Source organism: Saccharopolyspora indica (assembly GCF_027853965.1).
GTDB classification, from domain to species: Bacteria; Actinomycetota; Actinomycetes; order Mycobacteriales; family Pseudonocardiaceae; genus Saccharopolyspora; species Saccharopolyspora indica.
On the sequence record NZ_JAQGLB010000002.1, the window covers coordinates 176,694 to 199,366 of the forward strand.

Below are 22,673 nucleotides of genomic sequence, written 5' to 3' on the forward strand. Positions count from 1 at the left end.
TCACGGCGCGCCGATACGCTGGGCGAATGGCTGATCATGTGCTGGTCGTGACCACCACCGACTCCGAGGAATCCGCCGCCTCGCTGGCCCGGGGCGTCGTCGAGGCCGCGCTGGGCGCCTGCGTGCAGGTCGTGCCGATCCGCAGCTTCTACGTGTGGGAGGGCGCGGCGCAGGACGACCCCGAGTGGCAGTTGCAGATCAAGACCTCCGCCGCCCGGCTGCCCGCGCTCGTCGCGCACCTGAAGGCCGAGCACGGCTACGAGGTGCCGGAGATCATCGCGACCCCGATCGTCGGCGGGAACCCGGAGTACCTGTCCTGGGTCGACGAGCAGACCCGGCCATAACGGACCGGCGGTGGGGTGAGCCGCATCACCCTGCACACTCGGGTGCAGTGCCGGTCTAGACGGAAGTGGGGTCGACGTGCCGCGGACTTATGCCGGGTGGTTCCGGTTGGTGGCGATCGCCGAGGCGTTCTCGTGGGTGGGGCTGCTGGTGGCGATGGCGTTCAAGTACGGCCTGGACATGCCGCTCGGCGTGACCGTGATGGGCTGGGTCCACGGGGCGATCTTCACCGCCTACGTGGTGGCCTGCCTGGTCGTGTTCAGCCCGCTGCGCTGGCGGTTCGGCGTGCTGGTGCTCGCGCTGGTCGCGTCGGTGCCGCCGCTGGCCACGGTGTGGTTCGAGCGCTGGGCGAACCGCCGCGGCCTGCTGACCGAGTCCGATTCGGACGAGCCGACGTTCTGGGGCCGGGTCCGGCAGATCAACTAGTCGGCGTGGTTCCCGCCGCGCCGGAGGAGTTCGCTCAGAAGTCGCCTGCGGCGTGGCGGACCTTGCCGAGCAGCTCGGTCAGCTGCTGGGTCTGCCGCTCGGTGATGCCGCGCAGGCCGAAGTCGATCTCGGTGACCGATTCGGTGGCCTTCTTCATCAGGTCCCGGCCGTCCTCGGTGATCTCCACCAGGGTGGTGCGCCGGTCGGTGGGGTGCGGCACCCGCCGCACCAGGCTGTCCTGCTCCAGCCGGTCGACGATGTTGGTCACGCTGGTCGGGTGCAGCTGGAGCCGGTCGCCCATGACCCGCATCGGCAGGCTGCCGCGCCGGGAGAAGGTCAGCAGCACCAGCGCCTCGTAGCGGGCGAAGGTCAGGTTGTGCGGGCGGAGCGCGCTGTCGACCGCGGACTGCAGGATCTGCTGCACCCGCATGACGCTGGTCACCGCGGCCATCGTCGTCGACGGGCCTACCCGCTCGGCCCAGATCTCGGCCGCGCGCGCGATGGGGTCGAAGGGCAGCGGACTACGGGTGCTCATGGTGTCCGACGCTAGCAGCGGTTACCGGCCGGTTGTGGGCTGTGGTGCCGGGACCGGTGGGATCGGCGACAGCGGGGGCGGTCATCGCGCATGATCACATCGGCTGGCGGCCACCGAGATGCCATGCGGCGCAGGTGGGGTGCGAACGGCGCCCGGTGCCGCTTGCCGCGGTCGTCGTCGCACTCGGGCCAAGACGCCCACAGCCCGGCGAGGTAGCAGGCGAACGACGTGGCCGCGGCGTCATCGACGGCCGCGAACGCGGGATCGACCCACGGCGCGCCGCAACCGGAGGACGGCGAGGACACAGGTTCCCCGACGTCCATCGACGCACAAGGCGTCGGGGCCCGCGATGACAGGACCCCGACCGCGCTGCTCATGTTTCTCACCAGGGGTTGATGTCTTCGTCGTTGTGGCTGCCACCCACGCATTCGAGGGCAAGGCCGTCGAATTCCACGTAACCACCTCCGGCCTCGCACTCGCCGCCAGTGACCGCTGCACTGGCGAACCCGGCAGACACCACGAGCGCAGCGGCAGTCAGGGTTGTCGAGATCGCGGCACGAAACACTGCCACAGGCCCGGTTGGCCGATGCCACCGAAGAAGCAATGAGTGCCGGATTCTTGCCGCAAACGGCGTCACTCGATAGATATTCACCCATACCATCAAACGCCCTGGGCCGGATTGGCGGCAGTTGACATAAGCGTCCGCGAGTGACGTCGACGCCACCGCCCCATAGACCCGGGGTCTTTGAAAGAGGAAGTCCCCGCCGGGCGCTCGGACTCCTGGTAGCCGAGGAAGGAGCGCACGCGTCTGAGTGGAGAGCGGGCGGGGCGACTAGTGCCGCACGCCCTGATATCTGCGGGCGTCGTGACTCATCGCTCAAACCTCACTGAGCCTTTTCTGCTGGGGCAGGTCCGTCGATCGAGTGGCACCCGTTCAGTTCGCTCCGGAGTGGGACGACAAGAGGGGCGACAGTTTTCGATGAGGTTGGAGAGAGACATGCCGTCCCCTCAGTTCCGGTCCTCCGCAAATGTCGTCAAGGCCGACGATCGCTCTGTGACGGTGGAAATGAAGCCCGAGGGCGAGCTTCCGCGCACGGTCGTACTGCTCAACGCGGAATCGAAGGAACAGGTCGCGACCTACACCATTGACGAAGCGTCTGATTACGACTGGGGCGGCATTCGCTAGGGATCTGACGAGCCGGAGCGGCGTGGGCATTGCTATCGCCGCTGACTTCTGAGGAACCGGGTAAACGCGAAAGGCCCCGCCTCCTGATCTGGGAGGCGGGGCCCTCGGTTTACCGGCACGATCGACAGGCCGACTGAAGGCCGTCCGGACGCGCGGTGTTCTGCCCGAACGCAGTGGTGGGGGGCGGGAGCGGTCGATCGTGCGGACCCGCTCGCCGCGGGCCAGCTCTGCCGCGACGGCGGGGCGGAACGCGGTCTCGTTGCCTCGGCTAGCGAGGCCTTGGTGTCCATGAGCCGTGCCTGGGTGCGAACGGGCTTTCCGGTGACCGGATCCTTACCCTCGATCGTGTCCAGAACGAGAGCGGTGATGTTCAGGCTTTCGCAGGTCAGGCGGTCGACGTGCCGGGTGGCCAGCGTCGAGGCGCGGCGCTCGCGGGTGTCGTCCAGCCACGTGGGATCGGCGACAGCGAGGGCGTCCGTGGCGCATGATCGCATCGGCCGGCGGTGCCGGCCGGGAGGAACAGGAGGAGCAGACGTGCTGGTGGCGTTCAGCGTGGCCCCGAGCGGGGCAGGCGACAGCGACAGCGTCAGCGAAGCGGTGGCGGCCGCGGTGAAGGTGGTCCGGGAGTCCGGTCTGCCGCACGAGACGACCTCGATGTTCACCACGATCGAGGGCGAGTGGGACGAGGTCATGGACGTGGTGAAGCGCGCCACCGAGGCGGCCTCGGCCGGGGCGCCGCGCACCAGCCTGGTGCTCAAGGCCGACATCCGGCCGGGCCACACCGGCCAGCTGAGCGCGAAGGTGCGCCGGGTCGAGGAGCACCTGCGCGAGCGGTGAGGCGCGCAGCACAACGCGAACCGGGGGCGGCATCGAGTTCGATGCCGCCCCCGGCCTCAGCTCAGGGCTGGTGACCCTCAGAACTTCGGGTGGTCGACGACCGGCGCGTTGACGCACTGGTTGGCCTGCGGCGACAGCACCGGAACGACAGCACCGATCACGGCGACGTTGTTGCCGCACAGCTGCACCGGAACGACGCTGGCGTTGTTGTCGTCGAGCACGTTGATGCCGTTGTTGTCGGCGCTGTCCGCGAACGCGGCGGTGCCCAGGGTCACGACGCCGAGAGCGGCGGCACCGGCGACACCGGCAACACGGGTAGCAATACGCACTGTTTCGTACCTCTCGTTGAACTACTTGCAGGAGGTCCACCAAACGGAGGCCCCGAAGACCCGCAGGGAACCAACCGTCCCCGTGGGCTCTGCCAACACATTCGGAGCCGGAGGCCGCCGAGCTTGAGAGGTTCCGTGCCGTATCCACTCCTTAGAGGGAAGTTGTTCACTGCTTCGAGTTGATCTGTGGGCATCTCGGCGTGTCGGTCTTGGCGAGGCTTGATCGCTGACTGCGAAACATCCGCCGCCCTGCCACCGCACCGTCGGTGCAACGTGTCAGGATGGAGGACGTGACGAGGCCGGATCCACGCCAGAACGCAGCAGCAATGTCCGCGATGGCGGGCGCAGTCGACCTGTCGGCTCTGAAGAGCCGCGCCGAGGCCAATGCGCGCGCAGCCGCGCAGCCGGCCGCTGGTGGTGACGGCGGAGCCGCACCGGCGAGCGGGGCGGTCATCGACGTCACCGAGGCCGACTTCCAGGCCGAGGTCGTCGAGAAGTCCTTGCAGGTGCCGGTGATCGTCGACCTGTGGGCGACCTGGTGCGGGCCGTGCAAGCAGCTCTCCCCGGTGCTGGAGCGGCTGGCTCAGGAAGCCGGCGGCGCGTGGGTGCTGGCCAAGATCGACGTCGACGCCAACCCGCGCATCGCGCAGCTGTTCCAGGTGCAGTCGGTGCCGATGGTCATCGCGATCGCCGGCGGCCAGCCGGTGGACGCCTTCTCCGGTGCGCTCCCGGAACCGCAGATCCGGCAGTGGATCGACGAGCTGCTCAACGCGCTGCGCGACCAGCTGCCCGGCATCCGCGCCGCGGAGCAGGGCGGGGCCGCCGAGCCCGTCGAGGAGCCCGAGGACCCGCGGTTCACCGCCGCCGAGGACGCGCTGGAACGCGGCGACTACGCCGCCGCCGAGGACGCCTACCAGAAGATCCTGGACAGCGAGCCGAACAACGAGCAGGCCAAGGCCGCGTTGTCGCAGGTCCGGTTCACCGCGCGCGCCGAGCAGGCCGATCCGGCCGCGATCGAGCGGGCCGACGCCGCTCCCGATGACATCGACGCCCAGCTGGCCGCGGCCGACGCCGAGCTGGCCATCGGACGCGTCAAGGAGGGCTTCGACCGGCTGATCGGCAGCGTCAAGCGCACCTCCGGCGACGAGCGGGACCGCGTCCGCCGCCACCTGGTCGAGATGTTCGAGGTCTTCCCGGAGGGCGACGAGCGCGTCAGCGCCGCCCGCCGGGCGCTGGCCAGCGCCCTGTTCTGAGCCACGGCTCGCGGCCCGCCACCCGAGTGCGCCTCGGGCGGCGGGCCGCGTCGTTCCCGGTCAGGTGAGCATCCGGTCGCGCAGCGCGGCGAGGTGCTCCTCGGTGACCCCGGCGGAGCGGAGGTAGGCCGCCATGTCGCGGGAGCCGACCACGTCCGCGATCACCTCGGGCTCGGACGTGCCGTGCTCGGCGATCGAGCTGTGCACTCTGGGCGTGTCGTCGGGCAGTCCGGCCGCAGCGCACAGCTCGGCGCGGCGGACGTGGGTGAGCGCGTAGTCGGCGGCGATGTCGGCCGCGCCGACGCCGACCGCGGCCAGCAGGACCAGGGAGATCAGACCGGTGCGATCCCGGCCGCTGCTGCAGTGCACCAGCACGCCGCCCGGCCCGGCTTCGGCGATCGCGGTCAGCACCTCCGCGACCTTCCGCGGGAACCGGTCGAGGAACGCCCGGTAGTACAACGGCGTGCAGGAGAGCGCGTTGTCCCAGCGCGTCCAGAACTCCGAGTCGGCGTGGTCGTCCAGCTGCACCGCGACGCCGGTCAGCCCGGCCGGGCGCCGTGCGGTGCTCGACTCACCTCCGGTGAGGTCGACGATCGTGCGCACGCCGTGCCGCAGCAGCGAAGCCCAGCCGTCGCCGGTCAGCCCGGCCGGGTCGTCCGAGCGGACCACCGCGCCCCATTTGGTGTTGCGGCCGTCCTCGGTGCGGAGACCGCCGAGGTCCCGGGTGTTGAAGCAGCCGTCCCAGAACAGTTGCCGTTCAGCGTTCATGATCGTTGGACGCCGCTCTCGCATCCGGGGTTGTGCGCTGGGAAGCGAACAGCGCCGCCCCCTGGCCCGGGGACGGCGCTGCTGATCGGACGTCAGGTCGCGCTGTACTTGGTGCTGCAGGGCGCCATGCCCTCCTGGACGCCGATGCGGAACGCCTCCACGCGGGCGAACCCGACGGGTACCTGCTTGCCGTTGACGTCGGCCGCGATCAGGCTGTTCTCGCCGAGCAGCGCGGCGACGCCCTCGTCGATGTCCTCGGCCACGACCCGCAGGCTGCCGACCGGGTTGCGCTTGCCGATCGGGTCCTCCACCAGCAGCCCGCTCCAGGCGCCGACCATGCACGCCGTGCGCAGGCCCGCGGCCGGGTCGTCCAGCGGCAGCCCGGCGGCCTTCTGCACCGACAGCACGTACCGCGATGCCACCTGGGCGTAGGCGGCGAAGTCGCCGTAGCCGGACTCGGCGTCCTTGTTCGGCGGCGTGGCGATCTTCTGCAGCGCCGCGACGTCGAGCGCGATGGTGTTGGTGGACTCGCAGTAGGTCGCCGGCGCGGTGGGCTTGCGGCCGCGGCAGGTGGACTGGTCGGTGGTGATGCTCGGCGGCTCCGCGCCGGTGTCGCGGAAGACCTCCTGCAGGCTCTTCTCGACGGCGCTCAGGCCCTTGTCGTCCACCGGCAGGTCGGTGTCCTGCTCGGTCTTCCACGAGCCGAACAGCGTGGTGCGCTTGGAGACGTCGTCGAAGTCCATCTGCCCGCAGCGCTGCGGGCCCTCGTCGAAGCCGTACTGGAAGGCGGTGACCCGGTCGAAGGCGCTGCCGTGCGCGTTGCTGCCCTGGAAGTCGGACTTGCCCGGCGCGTCCCGGATGAAGCTCAGCACGCCCATGACCTCGTTGAGGCCCTGCCCGGTGGAGATCTGGAAGTACTTCGAGGAACCCCCGGCGACGTGCCGGAAGTAGGCGCCGGTGAAGCAGTCGGCCTGCTGCTCCAGCACGATCACCTGGTCGTTGCTGGTGGCCGTGCGAGCCCGGTGCTGCACGGCGTGCCCCATCTCGTGGGCGAGCACGGCCACCACGGCCATCGGACCGAAGCTGTTGTTGAGCTCGGGGAGCAGCGTGCCGCGGTCCCACGCGATGAGGTCGTCCGGCGGGCAGTAGAAGGCGTTGACCACGCCCGCGGTGTTCTCCCCGCACACCTGCGCGCCGGGACCGCCGGCGTCGTAGGAGACCAGGCGCTTGACCGGCGCGAACCGCTTGCCCGGGAACGCCTTCGGGAAGACCGCGGCCCAGAAGTCGTCGATGTCGGCGACGGCGTTGCGGGCCAGCTTGTCCATCTCACCGTTGTCGGTGCCCTCGACGGACAGCGGCGCGTCCGGAGCTCCCGGCTTCGGGCCGCTGGGACCGTTGCTGACCGGCAGCCCGGCGACCTCGGTGGTCGAGTAGCTGCCCATCGTGGTCGGGGTGCCGCTGATCTGCTGCGCGCAGCCGGCGACCAGCGCGATGCACGTGACCGCGGACAGCGCGGTGCCGAGGACCCGCCTCCGCCTTCGGTTTCCCGTCGATACCCGTGCCACTGGCGCGCCCCATCCTGCTGCAGATGCCGAACTCCGCGCACCGGACGTCCTGCGCCACCCGGTGCCCGGAGCAGCCTATCGGTTGGCTGATCGGCCCCACGGCGATCTGGCCGGATCCGGGAGTGACAGGAAGGTTCCCATGCTCGCACCGGGTGGCGGGGCGGTTGACAGGAAGGTTCCCATGCTCGCAAAGGCGCTCAGCCGCAGGCGGCGGCGCCGCCGAGCGCTCCGTCGCGGAAGGCGGTGATGCGGTCGAACCCGGTCAGCTGGTCCGTGCCCTGGGCGTCGCGGGCGGTGTCGGCGGAGTCGAGCACCACGGTCACGGCCTCGTCCAGATCACCTTGCGTCAGCCCGGGTTGCGCCGCGGTGTACGCGCCGGTGAGGCAGGCGATCTGCTTGCTCGCGTCCGCGCCGGTCGTCGGGCGGCCCAGGCCTGCGTTGGCGGTCAGCGCGTACTTGGCGGCGAGCAGAGTGGTGACGGCTTGGTCGCCGATGCCGGTGTGGGCCTCGGCGAGCGCGGGGCGGTCGAGGGCGAGCGCGGGCGGTTTCCACTGCTCGCCGACGAGCTCGCTGAAGTACTCCGAGATGCTCTCAGTGCGCAGCGCTTCGTCCAGCGGGAGGTTGGGGCCGTCGGGCGGCAGTGCGCTTAGGGGCGTCTCGGTCACCTCGGTGCAGCGGCGCGGGCCGTTGGCGTAGCCGTCCTGGAACGCCGTGACGCGCTCGAAGGCGCTGCCGTGCGCTTCGGTGCTGTTGGTGCTCACCGGGTCGCGGAAGAGCGTGATCGCGCGCAGCGCTCGGTCGAGCTGCTCGTCGTTGATGCGCAGGCGTTCCGAGCGTCCGTCGGTGACTGAGCGGACGTAGGCGCCCGCGAAGCAGTCAGCCATGGCTTCGAGGCGCACGGGTGCTGCGTCGGCGTCGATCCCCGCGCGCTTCTGCACGGCGTGACCGATCTCGTGCGCGAGCACCACCACGACCGAAGCGTCTCCGTAGCGCTCTTGAAGCACCGGGAGGAGTGCTGTGCGGTCCCAGGCGATGGCGTCGACCGTGGCGCAGTAGTACGCGTTGCCCTCCAGATCGCTCACCTTCGCCGAACAGGGCGGGGCGGTGCCCGTGCCGTTGGTGTCGACGGAGAAGAAGCCGCCGTCGAGGTTGCGCCACGACGTGCCGAACACCGCCGGGTACTGCTCGTTCCAGTAGTCCTGGACGTCGGTGACGACGGTGGCGGCCAGGCGGTCGGTGCCGCCGTGATCGGTGCCGTGCACGAACGCCGGGTCGACGGTGTGTTCGGCCACAGGCGGCGGTTCCGGGGGCGCTGCCGCGCACGAGCCGATGAGCAGCAAGATCATCATCGTCAGCGGTGTCCACGCGCGCACAGCGGCAAGCTTCCCACCCGCTGCGGCGGTTGGTACGTCCGCACGTGCGGCACCGGTCCGGTATATGGTCCGCTCCCGTGAGAGCCGTCCACCGTTTCACCGTGCGCGCCCACCTGCCCGAGCCGCTGAGCGCCCTCGGCACGTTGGCGACCAACCTCCGCTGGGCCTGGCACCCGCCGACGCAGGACCTGTTCGCGGCGGTCGACCCGCGGGTGTGGTCGGCGGTCGGCGGCGATCCGCTGCGCCTGCTCGCCGAGGTGCCCGCCGACCGGCTGCGGCAGCTGGCCGGGGACGAGGACTTCCTGGCCCGCACCCGCGCCGTCGCCGACGACCTGCGCCGCTACCGGACGGTGCCGCGCTGGTACCAGCAGCGGCAGGACGAGGGCGCCGCGCTGCCCGACTCCATCGCGTACTTCTCCATGGAGTTCGGTCTCACCGAGGCGCTGCCGAACTACTCCGGTGGTCTCGGCGTGCTCGCCGGGGACCACCTGAAGGCCGCCTCCGACCTGGGCGTGCCACTGATCGGCGTCGGACTGCTGTACCGGTCGGGCTACTTCCGGCAGTCGCTGTCGGCCGAGGGCTGGCAGGTGGAGCACTACCCGGTGCTGGATCCGCGCGGCCTGCCGCTGGAGATGCTGACGGCCGAGTCCGGTGAGCCGGTGCTGGTGCGGGTGGCGATGCCCGCCGGGCGCACCCTGCACGCCCGGATCTGGAAGGCGCAGGTCGGCCGGGTGCCGCTGCTGCTGCTGGACAGCGACCTGCCGGAGAACGACGACGACCTGCGCAGCACCACCGACCGGCTCTACGGCGGCGACGCCGAGCACCGGATCCGCCAGGAGATCCTGGCCGGTATCGGCGGCATGCGCGCGGTCCGGGCTTACTGCGAGCTGACCGGGCACCCGCAGCCCGAGGTGTTCCACACCAACGAGGGCCACGCCGGTTTCCTCAGCCTGGAGCGGGTCCGGGAGCTGCAGGAGGGACCGGGGCTGCAGTTCGACCAGGCGGTGGCGGCGGTGCGCGCCGGGACGGTGTTCACCACGCACACCCCGGTGCCCGCCGGCATCGACCGGTTCCCGGTGGACCTGGTGCGGCACTACTTCGGCGACGGCTCCGCGCAGGCGCTGCTGCCCGGGGTGCCGACCGATCGCGTGCTGGCCATGGGTGCCGAGGACAACCCCGGCATGTTCAACATGGCGCACATGGGCCTGCGGCTCGCGCAGCGCGCCAACGGGGTGTCGGAGCTGCACGGCGAGGTCATCCGCAAGATGTTCCGCGGGCTGTGGCCGGGTTTCGGGCTGGAGGAGGTCCCGATCGGCTCGGTGACCAACGGCGTGCACGGGCCGACCTGGTCCGCGCGGGAGCTCGGCAAGCTGCTCGGCGAGTCCGAGATGGACAGCGGGGCCGGGCTGCGCGGGATGGAGCCGGTGAGCGATTCGCTGCTGTGGGAGCTGCGCTGCTCGCTGCGCCAGCGGCTGGTCGACGAGGTGCGCCGCAGGTTGCGCGCCGCGTGGTTGCGGCGCGGTGCGTCGGACCTGGAGCTGGGCTGGTGCGATTCGGTCTTCGACCCGGACGTGCTGACCATCGGTTTCGCCCGCCGGGTGCCGACCTACAAGCGCGCGACGCTGATGCTGCGCGACACCGACCGGCTGCGCGAGCTGCTGCTCGACGCCGACCGGCCGGTGCAGATCGTGGTGGCGGGCAAGTCGCACCCGGCCGACGAGGGCGGCAAGGCGATGATCCAGCGGATCGTGAAGTTCGCGGATCAGGCCGACGTGCGGCACCGCATCGTGTTCCTGCCCGACTACGACATGTCGCTGGCCCGCTACCTGGTGTCCGGTTGCGACGTGTGGCTGAGCAACCCGGTGCGGCCGCTGGAGGCCTGCGGCACGTCGGGGATGAAGGCGGCGCTCAACGGCGGGCTGAACCTGTCGGTGCGCGACGGCTGGTGGGACGAGATGCACGACGGCCACAACGGCTGGGCGATCCCCAACGCCGATGGCGTCAGCGATCCCAACCGGCGCGACGACCTGGAGTCCGCGGCGCTTTACGAGCTGATCTCCGAGCACGTGGCCCCGATGTTCTACGAGCGCAACACCGACGGCGTGCCGGGCAAGTGGATGTCGATGGTGCGCCACACCCTGGCCACGCTGGGCCCGCGGGTGCAGGCGTCCCGGATGATCCGCGAGTACGTCGACCACCACTACGCCCCGGCGGCCCGGTCGATGCGCGCCATGACCGCCGACGACTTCCGCGGGGCGCGGGAGATAGCCGACTACCGGGCGCGGTTGCAGGCGGCGTGGACCTGGGTCCGGGTCAGCGACACCGAGATGTCGGTGGACGACGGGACGCCGCTGCTCGGCGGGCAGGTGACGGTGCGGGCCAGGGTCGACCTGGCCGGCCTGGATCCGTCCGATGTGGACGTCGAGGTGGTGGTGGGCCGGGTCGACGACTCCGACGTGCTGCACGACTTCATCGCGGAGTCCATGAGCCCGGCCGCCGACGGCCGCTACGAGGCCGCGGTGACGCTGCCGCACGCCGGGCCGGCCGGCTACACGGTCCGGGTGCTGCCGCGGCATCCGCTGCTGTCCGGGCCGGCCGAACTCGGCAAGGTCGTCCTCGCCGGGTGACCGTGAGCGCTTCGGGGTGTCCCAGCACCCCGAAGCGCTCACAGGGGTCAGACCGCGGCCCGGGCGCGCGGTGCGGTGCCCGGCTGCGCGGTCCGGTGCTGCAGGTAGCCCGCCCACACCGTGGTGAGCAGGGCTGCCGCGCCGATCGCAGCACCGACCCACGCCACCGACGCGAAGCCGAGGCCTGCGCTGATGGTCAGGCCGCCCAGCATCGGCGCGAGCGTGTTGCCGATGTTGAAGGCCGAGGTGTTGCCGGCGCCGACCAGCGTCGGCGCACCGGGCGCGAGGACGAACACCCGGGACTGCAGCGCCGGGTTGGTGACGAACCCGCTCACGCCCAGCGCGAAGACGAGCACCGTGGTGACCAGCACGTTGTCCCCGACCACCGCGAGCAGCGCGGAAGTCAGCACGAGGACGCTCAGGCCGCACAGCAGGGTGCCGACCGGGTGCGCCTGCGCGGTCCGGCCGCCGATCGACATGCCGAGCAGCGCACCCACCCCGAACAGCGCCAGCTGGGCCGGAACCCACTGCGCGGACAGCCCGGTCACGCCGGTCAGCAGCGAGGCCAGGTAGCTGAAGGTGACGATGACCGAGCCGAAGGTCAGCGCGGTGATCACGTAGGACAGCCACAACTGCGGGCGGGCCAGCGCGCGCAGTTCGGCTGCGGCGCTGCGCGCTTCGCCCTGCGCTTCAGCGCTCTCGCGGATCGTGAGGAGTGAGCAGACCAGGCTGATCGCGGTCAGCGCGGCGACTGCCCAGAACACCGCGCGCCAGCCGGCGGACTGGCTGAGCAGCGTGCCCGCGGGCACGCCGACGATGGTGGCCAGCGTCAGCCCGCTGGCGATGACCGCGACGGCCCGGCTCCGGGCGTTCGGCGCGACGAGCCCGACCCCGGTCGCCACCGCGACGGCCCAGAAACCGGCGTAGGACACCGCGCTGACGATGCGGGTGGCGAACAGGATCCAGTAACCGGGGGCGAGCGCGCCCGCGACGTGCGCACCGATGAAGACGAGCTGCAGCGCCACCAGCGTGGTCCGGCGCGGCCAGCGCATCGTGGCGATGGCCAGCAGCGGGGCGCCGACGACCATCCCGACGGCGAACGCGGAGATCAGCAGACCCGCGTCCGGGATGGAAACGCCCAGGTCGGAGGCGATGTCGGGGAGCAGTCCGGAGAGCATGAACTCCGAGGTGCCCTGGGTGAAGATCCCCAGGGCGAGGACGTAGATGGCGAGCGGCACGGGGCCTCCAGTGCGGCGGTGTCAGTTGCGGGCCCGACGCTAACAGCATTTTGAAGCGATCGATTCAAAAATGTGAGGTTTTCGTCCAACCGCTTCAAAACGGTTAGGGTGGCGGTATGGCCAGGCCGCGGAAGTTCGACGAAGACCGCGTCATCGACGCGGCGATGGACACCTTCTGGCGCCGCGGGTACGAGGCGACCTCCACCCGCGACCTCAGCGAGACCACCGAGCTCGGTCCGTCCAGCCTCTACAACGCCTTCGGCGACAAGCACCGGCTCTACCTGCGCAGCCTGCGCAAGTACCAGGAGACGGCCACCGTCGAGCAGGTGGCGCTGCTGCGCGCCCCGGGGCCGGTCGCCGACCGGCTGCGGAACCTGCTGACCACCGGGATCGACATCGACCTCTCCGGCACCGGCCGGCCGGGCTGCTTCGCCATCAACGCCGCCATCGAGCGCGCCGCGGACGACCCGGACGTCCGCGAAGAGGTGCGGCGGAACTTCGCGACGGTGGAGGAAGCGCTGCGCGAGGTCCTCGCGGAAGGTCAGCGGTCCGGTGAGATCGACCCGGCCCGCAGCGCGGAAGTCCTGGCCCGCCAGGTGCTCAGCACGTACTACGGCCTGCGCGTGCTGGCCAGGGCCCAGCCGGATCGCGCGGCGCTGCTGGACGTGGTGGACACCCTGCTGGAATCCTGCGCGGGCACCGGACGTCGGCAGTGAGCGGCGGCAGGGTCCGGGTCGCGGTCTACGTCACGAGAACAGCTTCAGGAGCCCCGGAACTTCTCGTGTTCGATCACCTGGACGCGCCCGAAGCCGGGACGCAGGTTCCCGCGGGCGGTGTGCGGGCCGGAGAGCTGCTGACCGCGGCGGCGTCGAGGGAAGTCGCGGAAGAAACGGGCGCGGAAGTCGAGCTGGGGCAGGCGCTGGCGGTGCAGCAGCGCCCGCATCCGCACACCGGCGAGCCGCGGGTCACGGTGTTCTTCCACGCTCGCACCTCCGAGGTGCGGGACGGCTGGGTGCACGAGGTCGCGAGCGGGGACGGCGACGACGGGATGGTGTTCCGGTGCCGGTTCGTCCCGCTGGCGCGGCCCGGTGAACTGGCCGATCACCAGGGCGAGTTCCTGCACCTGATCGAACGAGGTGAGGGGTTCGGGCCTGCTGGGCCGATTGCGTGATCTTGAAATTGAACGACTGCTCCCGCCCGCCCATCCCCGATAGCTTCGACGATCGAGTGTCTCCGCACGTCGATCTGGGGGTCGTTGCGAAGTGGTCGAACTCGTCGATGCCGTGCTGAACCTGGTTCAGCTCGCCGTGGTCGGTTTCGTGGTGGTCGCGGGGGTTTCGCTCTGGCGGCGCAGCTGGCCGCGGACCCCGTCGTTCGCGCGGCCGCGAGGCACGAGCGGCGAGCAGCTGCGTCCCGACGGCAACGCCGATTTCTTCCACGACCGGGGATTCCTGTTCCTGCGCCGCTGGTTCTTCGTCGGGACGGGCTGCCCGCCGGTGCGGATCGACCGGCAGCGCATGGCGGCGATGCACGCGGCGCAGCGCACCGGACCGGTGCGCGTCGCGTCCTCCGGCAACCGCACCTGGTGGTGGTTCGAGGACGGCTTCTACTGGGAATCGGGCGGATACTCGGTCGAGGACGTCCTCGCGCTGATCCGCGACAAGCAGCGCCGCGACAAGGCGAAGCTGGACCGGGCGCACCTGCGCCTCAACACCGAGCGGCGGACGCCCGGACGCCGCACCGCGATCCCGCGCGAGGTCAAGAAGCGGGTCTTCGAGCGGGACGGCGGGCGGTGCGTGGAATGCGGCACGGACTTCGAGATCCAGTACGACCACGTCATCCCGGTGGCGCTCGGCGGCAGCTCGACCGAGGACAACCTGCAGCTGCTGTGCGCGCGCTGCAACCAGGAGAAGGGTGCGGACCTGTGAGTCAGGAGCCGCTCAGACCCCGGCGCGGAAGGTGCGGCGGTAGGCCAGCGGAGCGACACCGATCGCGGCGTGGAGGTGCTGGCGCAGCGAGGCCGCCGTGGCGAAGCCGACCTGCGCGGCGATCTCGTCGATCGGCAGATCGCTGGACTCCAGCAGGTGGCGGGCCCGGGCGACGCGCTGCTGGGTGAGCCACCGGCCCGGGCTGACCCCCACCTCATCGCGGAACCGGCGGGCGAACGTGCGGCCGCTCATCCGCGCGTGCTCGGCGAGATCGGCGAGCGACAGCGGCAGCTGCAGGTTCGCCAGCGCCCAGGTTCGGGTCGCGGCGGTGCTGGACTCCGCCGGGTCGGGCACCGGGCGCTCGATGTACTGGGCCTGGCCGCCTTCCCGCCACGCCGGCACGACGCACGTGCGGGCCACCTGGTTGGCGACCTCGCTGCCGTGGTCGTTGCGCACGACGTGCAGGCACACGTCCACGCCCGAGGCGGCGCCCGCCGAGGTCAGCACGTCGCCGTCGTCGATGAACAGCACGTCCGGATCCAGCCGGACCGCGGGGAACAGGCGGCCGAACAGATCGGTCAGCTGCCAGTGCGTGGTCGCCGGGCGGCCGTCGAGCATCCCCGCCGCCGCGAGCGCGAACGCGCCCGTGCAGATCGACACGATGCGGGTGCCCGGCCGGATCATCGCGAGCGCGTCGGCCACCGCCTGCGGCAGCTCGCCGACGAGCAGGGACATGTCGTAGGGCGGGATCACCACGGTGTCCGCGGTGCGCAGCAGTTCCGGGCCGTGCTCGACGGTGATCGCGAAGTCGGCGTCGCTGCGCACCGGCCCGCCGTCGACGGAGCAGGTGAGGACCTCGTAGCGGCCGCAGGCACTGCCGAACACGCGCTGGGGAACGCCGAGCTCGAACGGGTACACCCCGTCGAGCGCCAGCACCACGACTCGATGCATGGCACGATCCTATCGAATGTTGGCATTCATGCCATTTCGATGCGGGCGCGGATCCGGCAGCCTCGAAGCATGAGCGAAACGATGCGCGCGATCAGCCAAGACGAACTCGGCAGCCCGGAGGTGCTGCGCGAGGTGGAACTGCCGCGCCCCGAACCCGGCCCGAGCCAGGTGCTCGTCCGGGTGCGCGCGGCCGGGCTCAACCCGACGGACTGGAAGCACCGCGCCCAGCAGCTGTTCCTGGGCAAGCCGCCGTACGTGCTCGGCTGGGACGTCTCCGGCGTGGTGGAGGCCGTCAGCGCCGGTGTCACCCTGCACAAACCGGGCGACGAGGTGTTCGGCATGCTGCCCTACCCGCACGGCGTCGGCTCGCACGCCGAGTACGTCACCGGTCCGGCGCGCGCGTTCGTCCCGAAGCCGTCCGAAGTGGACCACGTGCAGGCGGCCGCGATTCCGCTGGCGGCCCTGACGGCCTGGCAGGCGCTGGTGGACACCGCGCAGGTGCAGGCCGGGCAGCGGGTGCTGATCCACGCCGCTGCCGGTGGTGTCGGGCACTTGGCCGTGCAGATCGCCAAAGCGCGCGGCGCGCACGTGATCGGCACGGCGAGCGCGGGCAAGCACGAGTTCCTGCGCGGCCTGGGCGCCGACGAGCTGATCGACTACCGGGAGGTCGACTTCGCCGACGCGGTCAGCGACGTGGACGTGGTCCTGGACACCATCGCCGGCGACTACCGCAGCAGGTCGCTGCGCACCCTCCGGCCCGGCGGACTGCTGGTCTCCATCCTCCCCTACGCCGGGGAGGAGCTGGCGGCCGAAGCCGAGGATCTGGGAGTGCGCGCCGAAATCCTGCTCGTCGAAGCCGACCAGGCGGGCATGCGCGCCATCGCCGAACTCGTGTCGACAGGGCGGTTGCGCGCCGAGATCGCCGGGACTTTCCCGCTGGCGGAAGCGGCGAAGGCGCACGCGCTGGGCGAAACCAACCGCACCACCGGAAAGCTCGTCCTGACCGTGGACTGAATCACGCCACGGAGAGCCGTTGGCGGGTTTCGGCGACGCGCGGCGACCACGGGGCCAGCTCCTCGGCCTTGCCCAGCGCTTCGCGCGCGGCGGCGTTGTCGTGGCAGGCCATGTGCGCGCGGGCCAGCGTGACCAGGTCGTCGGCGCGGGAGAGCGGGGTGTGGTTGTAGTCCGCCCCGGTCTGCGCGAGGCGGACGGCCGACTCCGGATCGCCCTCGATCAGCGCCAGCAACGCGTTGCTGCCGCTGAGCTCGAACTCGGGGTAGCCGAGCTTGACGGCGTCCTCGAGCGCCTTCTTCGCGGTCGGCAGCAGCGATTCGGCGGGCAGCTGGCCCGCCTCGACGGCCTTGAAACCGAGACCCGCCAACCCGGCGAGCAGGTAGGACATCTTGCGCGGCGGGAGATCGCCGTTCTCCGACAAGTGCTTCAGCAGCAGCAGAACCCCGGGCGCGTACTCGCCGCGCGCCTCCAGCACCGAAACCTGGCACGACATCGTGGCGTTCAGCCCGGGATGCTTCTCGGAGAGCTCGTCGGCGTAGGACTGCGCCTGGTCGACCTCCCCGCGGCGCAACGCCTCGTAAGCGCGAGCGGCCAGCGGCGCGGCGATGAACTCGGAGCGTTCGACCCCGTCCAGGCGCGGCAGCGAGAAGAGCAGCCAACCCGTCGAGGTGGTCAGCGGAACCCGCCGCGGCCAGAGCTTGTAGAGCATCAGCGGAGTGACGGCGACGGTGAACCCGCGCCAGAACGCGGAATCGGCCAGCGACCAGCCGCCGACGACCACCGCGACACCGACCACCGCCGACAGCAACCCGGCCAGCCAGCAGCGCAGGATCACCGGCGACCGCCACGGGCCGATCTGGGCGCGCAACGTGATCGGCAGCGCTCGCACGGTGAACGTCACGCGCTTGGGAGTCCACGACGCGACTTCGCGCATGGCGCCGAAGATCACGTGCCGCACCCGCAGGCCGAAGACGACGGCCCCGGCGATCAGCCCGAGCTGCGTGATCATCGGCAGCAGCACCACCCCGGCGAGAGCGCCTGCCAACGACACGGCGGTCCCGGTGAAACCGGTGCCCGCGATCGCCTCTACGAGAGCAACGGCGACGGCTCCGGCGAACCCGGCCAGCACCCACGGGCGGAAGAACAAACTCTGCGCTTGCACAAGGTCGGAAGCGTACGGGACGCAGCAGGTGCCCATACCCCTTTCACCCAGGACCGCCCCGGCGACGCCTTGCGAGCATGGGAACTTTCCTGTCACCCCGAGACCGACGGAAGGCGAGCAAGGGAACTTTCCTGTCACTCCAGGAGCAGCTCGCGGGCGAGGAAGGGAACCTTCCTGCCACCTCCGAGGCGGTGCGAGCATGGGAACTTTCCTGTCATCCCAGAGCCGGCGACAGTGGCGGTGGGAACCTTCCTGTCACCGATTCCCCGCGGTCCGCTGCTGCGAGGAAGGGAACTTTCCTGTCATCTCCGGGGCGCGAGGATGGGAACCTTCCTGCCATCGGTGACAGGAAGGTTCCCATCCTCGCGGTGCGTCGCCGGGGGTCAGCCGACGGCGGTGGTGACCGGCAGTCCGGCGGCCTTCCAGGCGCGGAAGCCGCCGGCCAGGTCGGTGGCCCGGCGCAGGCCGAGGCCCTTCGCCTGGGCCGCGGCGAGGCTGGAGGCGTAGCCCTCGTTGCACACCAGGACCACCGGGCGGTCCGGGTGCAGGCCGTCGAGGCGGTGGCCGCCGGCCGGGTCCAGGCGCCATTCCAGGACGATGCGCTCGACGGTCAGCGCGCCGGGGATCTCGCCTTCGGCGAGCCGGTCGGACTGCGGCCTGATGTCGATGATCAGGCCGCCGTCCTGCTGCAGGGCCAGCGCTTCCCGCGGCGAGACCCGAGCCAGCTTCTCGCGGGATTCGGCCAGCAGGTGGTCGATGCCGAACGGACCGGGCGGGATCCCCGGTGGGCGTTGGGCCGGGATGGTGGTCACTGGCCCGCCTCTCCGCGATTTTCAGTGGTGGTTGCGTTGGGCTTTGTTCTCGCGTTGTGCGGTTTCTTGTGGCTGGGTTGCATCACGGTCCCCTTAGGTGCGGTTGGGCAGGATTCCGGTTGGCACGCGGAGCGTCATCCGTGTTCCTTCGGCAGTTGGGGCGCGCGCTGGGGTGGGATCGGCGGTACCTCGGACAGGTCCGAGTAGTAGTGGACCGGCAGCAGTGGTGGTGAGTAGGCGTGCACGCTCGCCGAGTTCACCGAGCTGACGTTGCGGACCTGGTGGGCGCGGCCGCTGCCGAACCCGATGCTCGCCCCGACGTCGTGGTGCGAGGTGCGGATCGGGCCCGCCGGATAGCGGTAGTCCTCGCGGAGCGCACCGAAGAGCACGGAGAACGAACCGGACGCCCCGCCGTGGTCGTGCGGTGCGGTGCCCTGGCCGGGAGCCCAGGACAGCAGCCACAGCTCGACTCCGGCGGTCAGGCCGAGCTTGGCCCACCAGCGGTTCTCGTCGTCGACGCGGACGATGTCGAGCAGCGGTCCGGTCAGTTCGGAGGTGACCAGGCTGGTCAGGTCGCGCAGTTCGCGGGGCGTCCACAACTGGTGGTCCGGGCGGATCAGGTCGCGCAGCAGGGGGAGGTCGAGGGCGGGGTGCAGTTCCGCCGTGCCGGGTTCGGGCACGGGTTCGGTCGGGGTGTACTCGGACAGGTGGGCGGTTCGCAGATCGGGCCGGTGCTGCTGCACAGCGCTCATGGCGTGTCTCCAGTTCGTGTCTTGCGGAGAGCGCGGCACGACACGACCCGCCCCGCATCGGAAGCGGGGTGGTTCAGCGGTGGGGTGATTCGTCGTCGAGCCGCGCGAACGGACCTGGAAAGCGGTTGACCGCTTCAGCAACAGGCGGCGGTGACGACCCGGAACAGGTCGATCACGCGATCGCGGGTGAGCAACGAATCGGACACGTCAGCGATCGTGGCACGGTGGGGTCGGCCGCGCCAGCAGCGGCAGCACCTTCCCGAATGCTGGGCGGCACGGTTTGCCGAGCCCTGGACGTGTGTCACCCGGCCGAGCGAGCGCTGGGTGCTCCCGCCCGCAACCTCCGTGGCTGCGGACGGAACAATGGAGAGCGGAGCGGACCGGCCGACGGCCTGCGGCGGTCGGCGGATCGAGACGAACCGGGCGCGCCACGACCAGGCGCTGCGGTCAGTGACAGCGGGGAGGCAGACGTGGACGACCTGGTCATCCGGATGGATGGCGTCGGTGTTCGGCGGGGGAAGACCACGCTGGTGGCCGACGTGAACTGGTCGGTGGAACTCGACGAGCGCTGGGTGGTGCTCGGACCCAACGGCGCGGGCAAGACGACGCTGCTGAAGATGGCCAGCACCGAGATGCACCCGAGCGACGGCACCGTCGACGTGCTCGGCGAGCGGCTGGGCAAGACCAACGTCTTCGAGCTGCGGCCCCGCATCGGGCTGTGCTCGGCGGCCTTGGCCGCCCGCGTCCCCGGCGACGAACTGGTTCGCGACGTCGTGGTCAGCGCCGGCTACTCGGTCCTCGGCCGGTGGCGCGAGGAGTACGACGACCTGGACACCGACCGCGCCGCGGAGCTGCTCGAACTGCTCGGCGTCGCGCACCTGGCCGACCGCGAGTTCGCCACGCTGTCCGAAGGGGAGCGCAAGCGCACCACGATCGCGCGCGCCCTGATGACCGACCCCGAGCTGCTGCTGCTGGACGAGCCGGCGGCCGGGCTCGACCTGGGTGGCCGCGAGGACCTGGTCGCGCGGCTGTCCGCGCTGGCCATGGATCCCGACGCGCCGGCTTCCGTGCTGGTCACCCACCACGTCGAGGAGATCCCGCCAGGCTTCACCCACGGCCTGCTGCTCCGGGACGGGCGCATCGTCGCGCAGGGACTGCTCGACGACGTGCTCACCGAGGACAACCTGTCCAAGACCTTCGACCAGGACCTGGAGCTGCAGCGCAGCGGCGACCGGTTCTTCGCCCGCCGGCGCGGCTGAAAGCCCGTGCCAGGCCACGCCTTGCGCGGCGGCCGGGGCTTTCGCGCCGGGCATGCATCAGGAGGGGTGGCCGCCCAGGTTCCGCTGAGCGGCCACCCGCGTGAAGCAACCACCAGCGGACTCTGAGATCCGCGACACAGCAGTTGCGGCGCTGGGCGCGATAGCCTGCCCGCGAGGTGGCGGTTCGACGAGGAGGATGCCGCGTGGGCGAGTTCGTCAGGCTTGAGGTGGACGGCGCGATCGGGACGATCCGGCTGGATCGGCCCAAGATGAACGCGCTGAACCGGCAGATCGAGGTCGAGCTGCGGGAAGTCGCGCTCGAAGCCGCCGAGCGCGACGACATCCGCGCCGTGATCGTCTACGGCGGGGAGAAGGTCTTCGCCGCAGGCGCGGACATCAAGGAAATGGCCGAGATGTCCTACGCCGACATGGCGAGCAAGGAGCAGCGCGGCCTGTCCGATGCGATGAGCCAGGTCGCCGCGATCCCGAAGCCGACCGTCGCCGCGCTCACCGGGTACGCCCTCGGTGGCGGCTTCGAGCTGGCCCTGAGCTGCGACCGGCGCATCGCCGCGGACAACATCAAGGTCGGGCAGCCGGAGATCCTGCTGGGCGTGATCCCCGGCGCCGGGGGCACGCAGCGGCTGGCGCGGCTGATCGGGCCGAGCAAGGCGAAGGACATCATCTACACCGGCCGGTTCGTCGACGCGCAGGAGGCGCTGTCGCTGGGCATGGTCGACGAGCTGGTGCCCGCCGACGAGGTCTACGCGGCCGCGCGCCGGTGGGCCGAGCAGTTCACCAACGGTGCCGCGCGTGCCCTGGCCGCGGCCAAGGCCGCGATCGACGGCGGGCTGGACCTCGACCTGGCCAACGCTCTGAAGCTGGAGACGCACCTGTTCGCGGGCACCTTCGCGACCGAGGACCAGAAGATCGGCATGCGCTCGTTCATCGAGAACGGGCCGGGCAAGGCGAAGTTCACCGGCAACTGAGTCCGGTGGGCCGCGCTGCGCGGCCCACCCCGCTCAAGTTTGCCCCGACGCCTCGGCGAACGTCGTTCGCCGAGGCGTCGGCGTTTCTCGCCCTGGCGGTGGTGCGCTGCGGTCACCGCGAATCGCCCGGCCGGAGCTCTGCCTGGAGCACATCGGTGAAGATGCCGATCGGGTCGTCCCAGCCGCCGGTCGTCCAGTCGCCGTTGACGTTCGTCGTGATGAACCGCCTTCCGTCGCGGGTGCCGTAGGCGTACGACCACGAGCCGAAGATCGCGCCGCCCATGCCCCAGGCGATCGTGCCGTCCGGGAGCGTCACCGATGAGACGCCCAGACCGTATGTGGTGCGGGGAATCCAGTTCTCGGTGGCGACCGCGGTGAACATCTCCCGCTGCTGTTCCGCGGCGATGAGCCGGCCGCCGAGCAGCGCTCCGAAGAACTCGTTCAGGTCGCCGGCCGTGGAGATCATGCCTCCCGCTGCCCAGAACGGTGTCGTGTCCATCTCGGTGACGTCGTAGATCTCGGCACCGGGGTCCGGCTGGTGCAACTTCGTGTAGTGCCGGGAGTGCGGGCCGCGCAACGACTGGTCGTTCCCGCGCGGCAGGTACGTCCCGTCCAGGCCGAGCGGGTGGGCGATCCGCTGGGCGATCTCGTCGGCCAGCTCCCGGCCCGTCACCCGCTCGACGAGCATTCCGGCGAGGACGTAGTTGGTGTTGGAGTACGCCCAGCTCGCGCCGGGTTCGAAGTCCGCGGCGCCGGACATGGCGATCTGCACGAGCTGTTCGGGTGTGTAGCTCTCGCGCTGGCTCAGCGCCTCCTGGTCTCGGGTGTAGTCGAAGATCCCGCTGGTGTGGTTGAGCAGCTGCCGGACGGTGGTCCGGCCGCCGTCGTGGCCGTTTCCGCGGACGGCACCGGGCAGCTGCTGCGCCACGGTGTCGTCCAGGCCCAGCTTCCGCTCGGACACGAGCTGCAGCACCACCACGGCCACGAACGTCTTGGTGATGCTCCCGATGCGGAACCGGTGCTCCGGCAGGCGCGCACCACCGGACTCGGTGTCGGCCACGCCTGCGGAGCCGAACCAGCGCAGGTCGCCGCTGCGGGCCTCGGCGAGGATGCCGGGGACACCGCCCTCGGTCACCGCCCGGTCGAGCAAGCGCTCGACCGCGGTGTGGTCGCTGGCCGTTGATGGCGGTGCCTGGGCAGCTCGGGGAACGGGTTTCGTCATGGTCGACGCCTCTGCTCGATTCGTTTCGGTCGAACGGACGCTACGTCTCGATTTCCAGTTGGAGAAAGGCATATGGCCGGGAAAGTCGCTCTGGGTCAATGATTTACC

At 70.8% G+C, this 22,673-nt stretch carries 23 protein-coding genes; 12 read left to right on the forward strand and 11 right to left on the reverse strand.

All coding sequences use genetic code 11. The annotated features are described in order from the left end of the window. The first annotated feature begins 26 nt into the window (after positions 1-26). Together cutA and OU416_RS04700 are read left to right on the forward strand one after the other, a co-directional pair. Entirely contained in the window at positions 27-344 is a 318-nt protein-coding gene (cutA, locus tag OU416_RS04695) for a divalent-cation tolerance protein CutA (protein WP_270925571.1), read from the forward strand. Between the two features lie 76 nt (positions 345-420). After that, a complete protein-coding gene (locus OU416_RS04700) occupies positions 421-768 on the forward strand; it encodes a DUF3817 domain-containing protein (RefSeq protein WP_372907146.1) in 348 nt (115 codons plus the stop codon). Positions 769-802: 34 nt separating this feature from the next. On the opposite strand, the gene OU416_RS04705 is transcribed toward OU416_RS04700, so the two are convergent. Further along, entirely contained in the window at positions 803-1,303 is a 501-nt protein-coding gene (locus tag OU416_RS04705; protein ID WP_270925572.1) for a MarR family winged helix-turn-helix transcriptional regulator, read from the reverse strand. A gap of 997 nt (positions 1,304-2,300) precedes the next feature. On the opposite strand from OU416_RS04705, the gene OU416_RS04710 reads away from it, so the two are divergent. Together OU416_RS04710 and OU416_RS04715 are read left to right on the forward strand one after the other, a co-directional pair. Continuing rightward, positions 2,301-2,489: a hypothetical protein gene (locus OU416_RS04710; protein ID WP_270925573.1), complete on the forward strand. Its 189-nt coding sequence runs from the start codon at positions 2,301-2,303 to the stop codon at positions 2,487-2,489. 534 nt (positions 2,490-3,023) lie between these two features. After that, entirely contained in the window at positions 3,024-3,326 is a 303-nt protein-coding gene (locus OU416_RS04715) for an MTH1187 family thiamine-binding protein (protein WP_270925574.1), read from the forward strand. A 77-nt stretch (positions 3,327-3,403) separates the two neighbouring features. Here the strand turns inward: OU416_RS04715 and OU416_RS04720 are convergent, their stop codons facing one another. After that, complete coding sequence (locus tag OU416_RS04720) at positions 3,404-3,655, reverse strand: hypothetical protein (RefSeq protein WP_270925575.1); 252 nt, start codon at positions 3,653-3,655, stop codon at positions 3,404-3,406. 281 nt (positions 3,656-3,936) lie between these two features. Here OU416_RS04720 and OU416_RS04725 point away from each other — a divergent pair, with 281 nt between their 5' ends. Continuing rightward, entirely contained in the window at positions 3,937-4,908 is a 972-nt protein-coding gene (locus OU416_RS04725; RefSeq protein WP_270925576.1) for a tetratricopeptide repeat protein, read from the forward strand. Between the two features lie 60 nt (positions 4,909-4,968). Here the strand turns inward: OU416_RS04725 and OU416_RS04730 are convergent, their stop codons facing one another. The 3 genes from OU416_RS04730 to OU416_RS04740 all read right to left on the reverse strand — a co-directional run bounded on the left by OU416_RS04730 (position 4,969) and on the right by OU416_RS04740 (position 8,614). Continuing rightward, the gene (locus OU416_RS04730; protein WP_270925577.1) at positions 4,969-5,676 is read right to left on the reverse strand and encodes a tyrosine-protein phosphatase; all 708 of its coding nucleotides are present in this window, start codon (positions 5,674-5,676) and stop codon (positions 4,969-4,971) included. 92 nt (positions 5,677-5,768) lie between these two features. Next, entirely contained in the window at positions 5,769-7,241 is a 1,473-nt protein-coding gene (locus tag OU416_RS04735; RefSeq protein ID WP_270925578.1) for a neutral zinc metallopeptidase, read from the reverse strand. A gap of 197 nt (positions 7,242-7,438) precedes the next feature. Beyond that, positions 7,439-8,614 (reverse strand): neutral zinc metallopeptidase, encoded by a 1,176-nt coding sequence (locus OU416_RS04740; RefSeq protein WP_270925579.1) that lies wholly within the window; start codon positions 8,612-8,614, stop codon positions 7,439-7,441. A 77-nt stretch (positions 8,615-8,691) separates the two neighbouring features. Between OU416_RS04740 and glgP the strand changes: the two genes are divergently transcribed. Further along, positions 8,692-11,241: an alpha-glucan family phosphorylase gene (gene glgP / locus OU416_RS04745; protein ID WP_270925580.1), complete on the forward strand. Its 2,550-nt coding sequence runs from the start codon at positions 8,692-8,694 to the stop codon at positions 11,239-11,241. A 47-nt stretch (positions 11,242-11,288) separates the two neighbouring features. On the opposite strand, the gene OU416_RS04750 is transcribed toward glgP, so the two are convergent. After that, a complete protein-coding gene (locus OU416_RS04750; protein WP_270925581.1) occupies positions 11,289-12,479 on the reverse strand; it encodes a Cmx/CmrA family chloramphenicol efflux MFS transporter in 1,191 nt (396 codons plus the stop codon). A 116-nt stretch (positions 12,480-12,595) separates the two neighbouring features. Between OU416_RS04750 and OU416_RS04755 the strand changes: the two genes are divergently transcribed. From OU416_RS04755 to OU416_RS04765, 3 genes are all read left to right on the forward strand, one after another. Continuing rightward, on the forward strand, positions 12,596-13,195 hold the full coding sequence (locus OU416_RS04755) for a TetR/AcrR family transcriptional regulator (RefSeq protein ID WP_270925582.1): 600 nt from the start codon (positions 12,596-12,598) through the stop codon (positions 13,193-13,195). Beyond that, positions 13,192-13,650, forward strand: a complete 459-nt coding sequence (locus tag OU416_RS04760) for an NUDIX domain-containing protein (RefSeq protein ID WP_270925583.1) — start codon at positions 13,192-13,194, stop codon at positions 13,648-13,650. Before OU416_RS04755 ends, OU416_RS04760 begins: the two co-directional genes overlap by 4 nt. A 91-nt stretch (positions 13,651-13,741) precedes the next feature. After that, positions 13,742-14,407: an HNH endonuclease gene (locus OU416_RS04765; RefSeq protein ID WP_270925584.1), complete on the forward strand. Its 666-nt coding sequence runs from the start codon at positions 13,742-13,744 to the stop codon at positions 14,405-14,407. 12 nt (positions 14,408-14,419) lie between these two features. Here OU416_RS04765 and OU416_RS04770 read toward each other — a convergent pair whose 3' ends face one another. After that, on the reverse strand, positions 14,420-15,358 hold the full coding sequence (locus tag OU416_RS04770; RefSeq protein WP_270925585.1) for a GlxA family transcriptional regulator: 939 nt from the start codon (positions 15,356-15,358) through the stop codon (positions 14,420-14,422). A 69-nt stretch (positions 15,359-15,427) separates the two neighbouring features. Here OU416_RS04770 and OU416_RS04775 point away from each other — a divergent pair, with 69 nt between their 5' ends. Beyond that, positions 15,428-16,372: an NADP-dependent oxidoreductase gene (locus OU416_RS04775; RefSeq protein WP_270925586.1), complete on the forward strand. Its 945-nt coding sequence runs from the start codon at positions 15,428-15,430 to the stop codon at positions 16,370-16,372. A gap of 1 nt (position 16,373) precedes the next feature. Here the strand turns inward: OU416_RS04775 and OU416_RS04780 are convergent, their stop codons facing one another. From OU416_RS04780 to OU416_RS04790, 3 genes are all read right to left on the reverse strand, one after another. After that, positions 16,374-17,534 carry a tetratricopeptide repeat protein gene (locus OU416_RS04780; RefSeq protein ID WP_270925587.1) on the reverse strand — a complete coding sequence of 387 codons (1,161 nt, stop codon included), beginning with the start codon at positions 17,532-17,534 and terminating at the stop codon, positions 16,374-16,376. Between the two features lie 383 nt (positions 17,535-17,917). Next, positions 17,918-18,346 carry a rhodanese-like domain-containing protein gene (locus OU416_RS04785; protein ID WP_270925588.1) on the reverse strand — a complete coding sequence of 143 codons (429 nt, stop codon included), beginning with the start codon at positions 18,344-18,346 and terminating at the stop codon, positions 17,918-17,920. A gap of 134 nt (positions 18,347-18,480) precedes the next feature. Further along, positions 18,481-19,098, reverse strand: a complete 618-nt coding sequence (locus OU416_RS04790; RefSeq protein WP_270925589.1) for a cysteine dioxygenase — start codon at positions 19,096-19,098, stop codon at positions 18,481-18,483. A gap of 491 nt (positions 19,099-19,589) precedes the next feature. On the opposite strand from OU416_RS04790, the gene OU416_RS04795 reads away from it, so the two are divergent. Both OU416_RS04795 and OU416_RS04800 read left to right on the forward strand, forming a co-directional pair. Then, positions 19,590-20,357, forward strand: a complete 768-nt coding sequence (locus OU416_RS04795) for an ABC transporter ATP-binding protein (protein ID WP_270926074.1) — start codon at positions 19,590-19,592, stop codon at positions 20,355-20,357. A gap of 203 nt (positions 20,358-20,560) precedes the next feature. Continuing rightward, positions 20,561-21,343 (forward strand): enoyl-CoA hydratase/isomerase family protein, encoded by a 783-nt coding sequence (locus OU416_RS04800; protein ID WP_270925590.1) that lies wholly within the window; start codon positions 20,561-20,563, stop codon positions 21,341-21,343. Positions 21,344-21,455: 112 nt separating this feature from the next. Here OU416_RS04800 and OU416_RS04805 read toward each other — a convergent pair whose 3' ends face one another. Continuing rightward, positions 21,456-22,565, reverse strand: a complete 1,110-nt coding sequence (locus OU416_RS04805; RefSeq protein WP_270925591.1) for a serine hydrolase domain-containing protein — start codon at positions 22,563-22,565, stop codon at positions 21,456-21,458. Positions 22,566-22,673 lie beyond the last annotated feature (108 nt).

What these genes read in the sequence shown, in the direction of transcription:
- OU416_RS04730 (WP_270925577.1), bottom strand. Translation starts at nt 5,676, where the DNA reads ATGAACGCTGAACGGCAACTGTTCTGGGACGGCTGCTTCAACACCCGG.
- OU416_RS04770 (WP_270925585.1), bottom strand. Translation starts at nt 15,358, where the DNA reads ATGCATCGAGTCGTGGTGCTGGCGCTCGACGGGGTGTACCCGTTCGAG.
- OU416_RS04795 (WP_270926074.1), top strand. Translation starts at nt 19,590, where the DNA reads ATGGATGGCGTCGGTGTTCGGCGGGGGAAGACCACGCTGGTGGCCGAC.
- OU416_RS04725 (WP_270925576.1), top strand. Translation starts at nt 3,937, where the DNA reads ATGGAGGACGTGACGAGGCCGGATCCACGCCAGAACGCAGCAGCAATG.
- OU416_RS04805 (WP_270925591.1), bottom strand. Translation starts at nt 22,565, where the DNA reads ATGACGAAACCCGTTCCCCGAGCTGCCCAGGCACCGCCATCAACGGCC.
- OU416_RS04755 (WP_270925582.1), top strand. Translation starts at nt 12,596, where the DNA reads ATGGCCAGGCCGCGGAAGTTCGACGAAGACCGCGTCATCGACGCGGCG.
- OU416_RS04710 (WP_270925573.1), top strand. Translation starts at nt 2,301, where the DNA reads ATGCCGTCCCCTCAGTTCCGGTCCTCCGCAAATGTCGTCAAGGCCGAC.
- cutA (WP_270925571.1), top strand. Translation starts at nt 27, where the DNA reads ATGGCTGATCATGTGCTGGTCGTGACCACCACCGACTCCGAGGAATCC.
- OU416_RS04705 (WP_270925572.1), bottom strand. Translation starts at nt 1,303, where the DNA reads ATGAGCACCCGTAGTCCGCTGCCCTTCGACCCCATCGCGCGCGCGGCC.
- OU416_RS04775 (WP_270925586.1), top strand. Translation starts at nt 15,428, where the DNA reads ATGAGCGAAACGATGCGCGCGATCAGCCAAGACGAACTCGGCAGCCCG.
- OU416_RS04790 (WP_270925589.1), bottom strand. Translation starts at nt 19,098, where the DNA reads ATGAGCGCTGTGCAGCAGCACCGGCCCGATCTGCGAACCGCCCACCTG.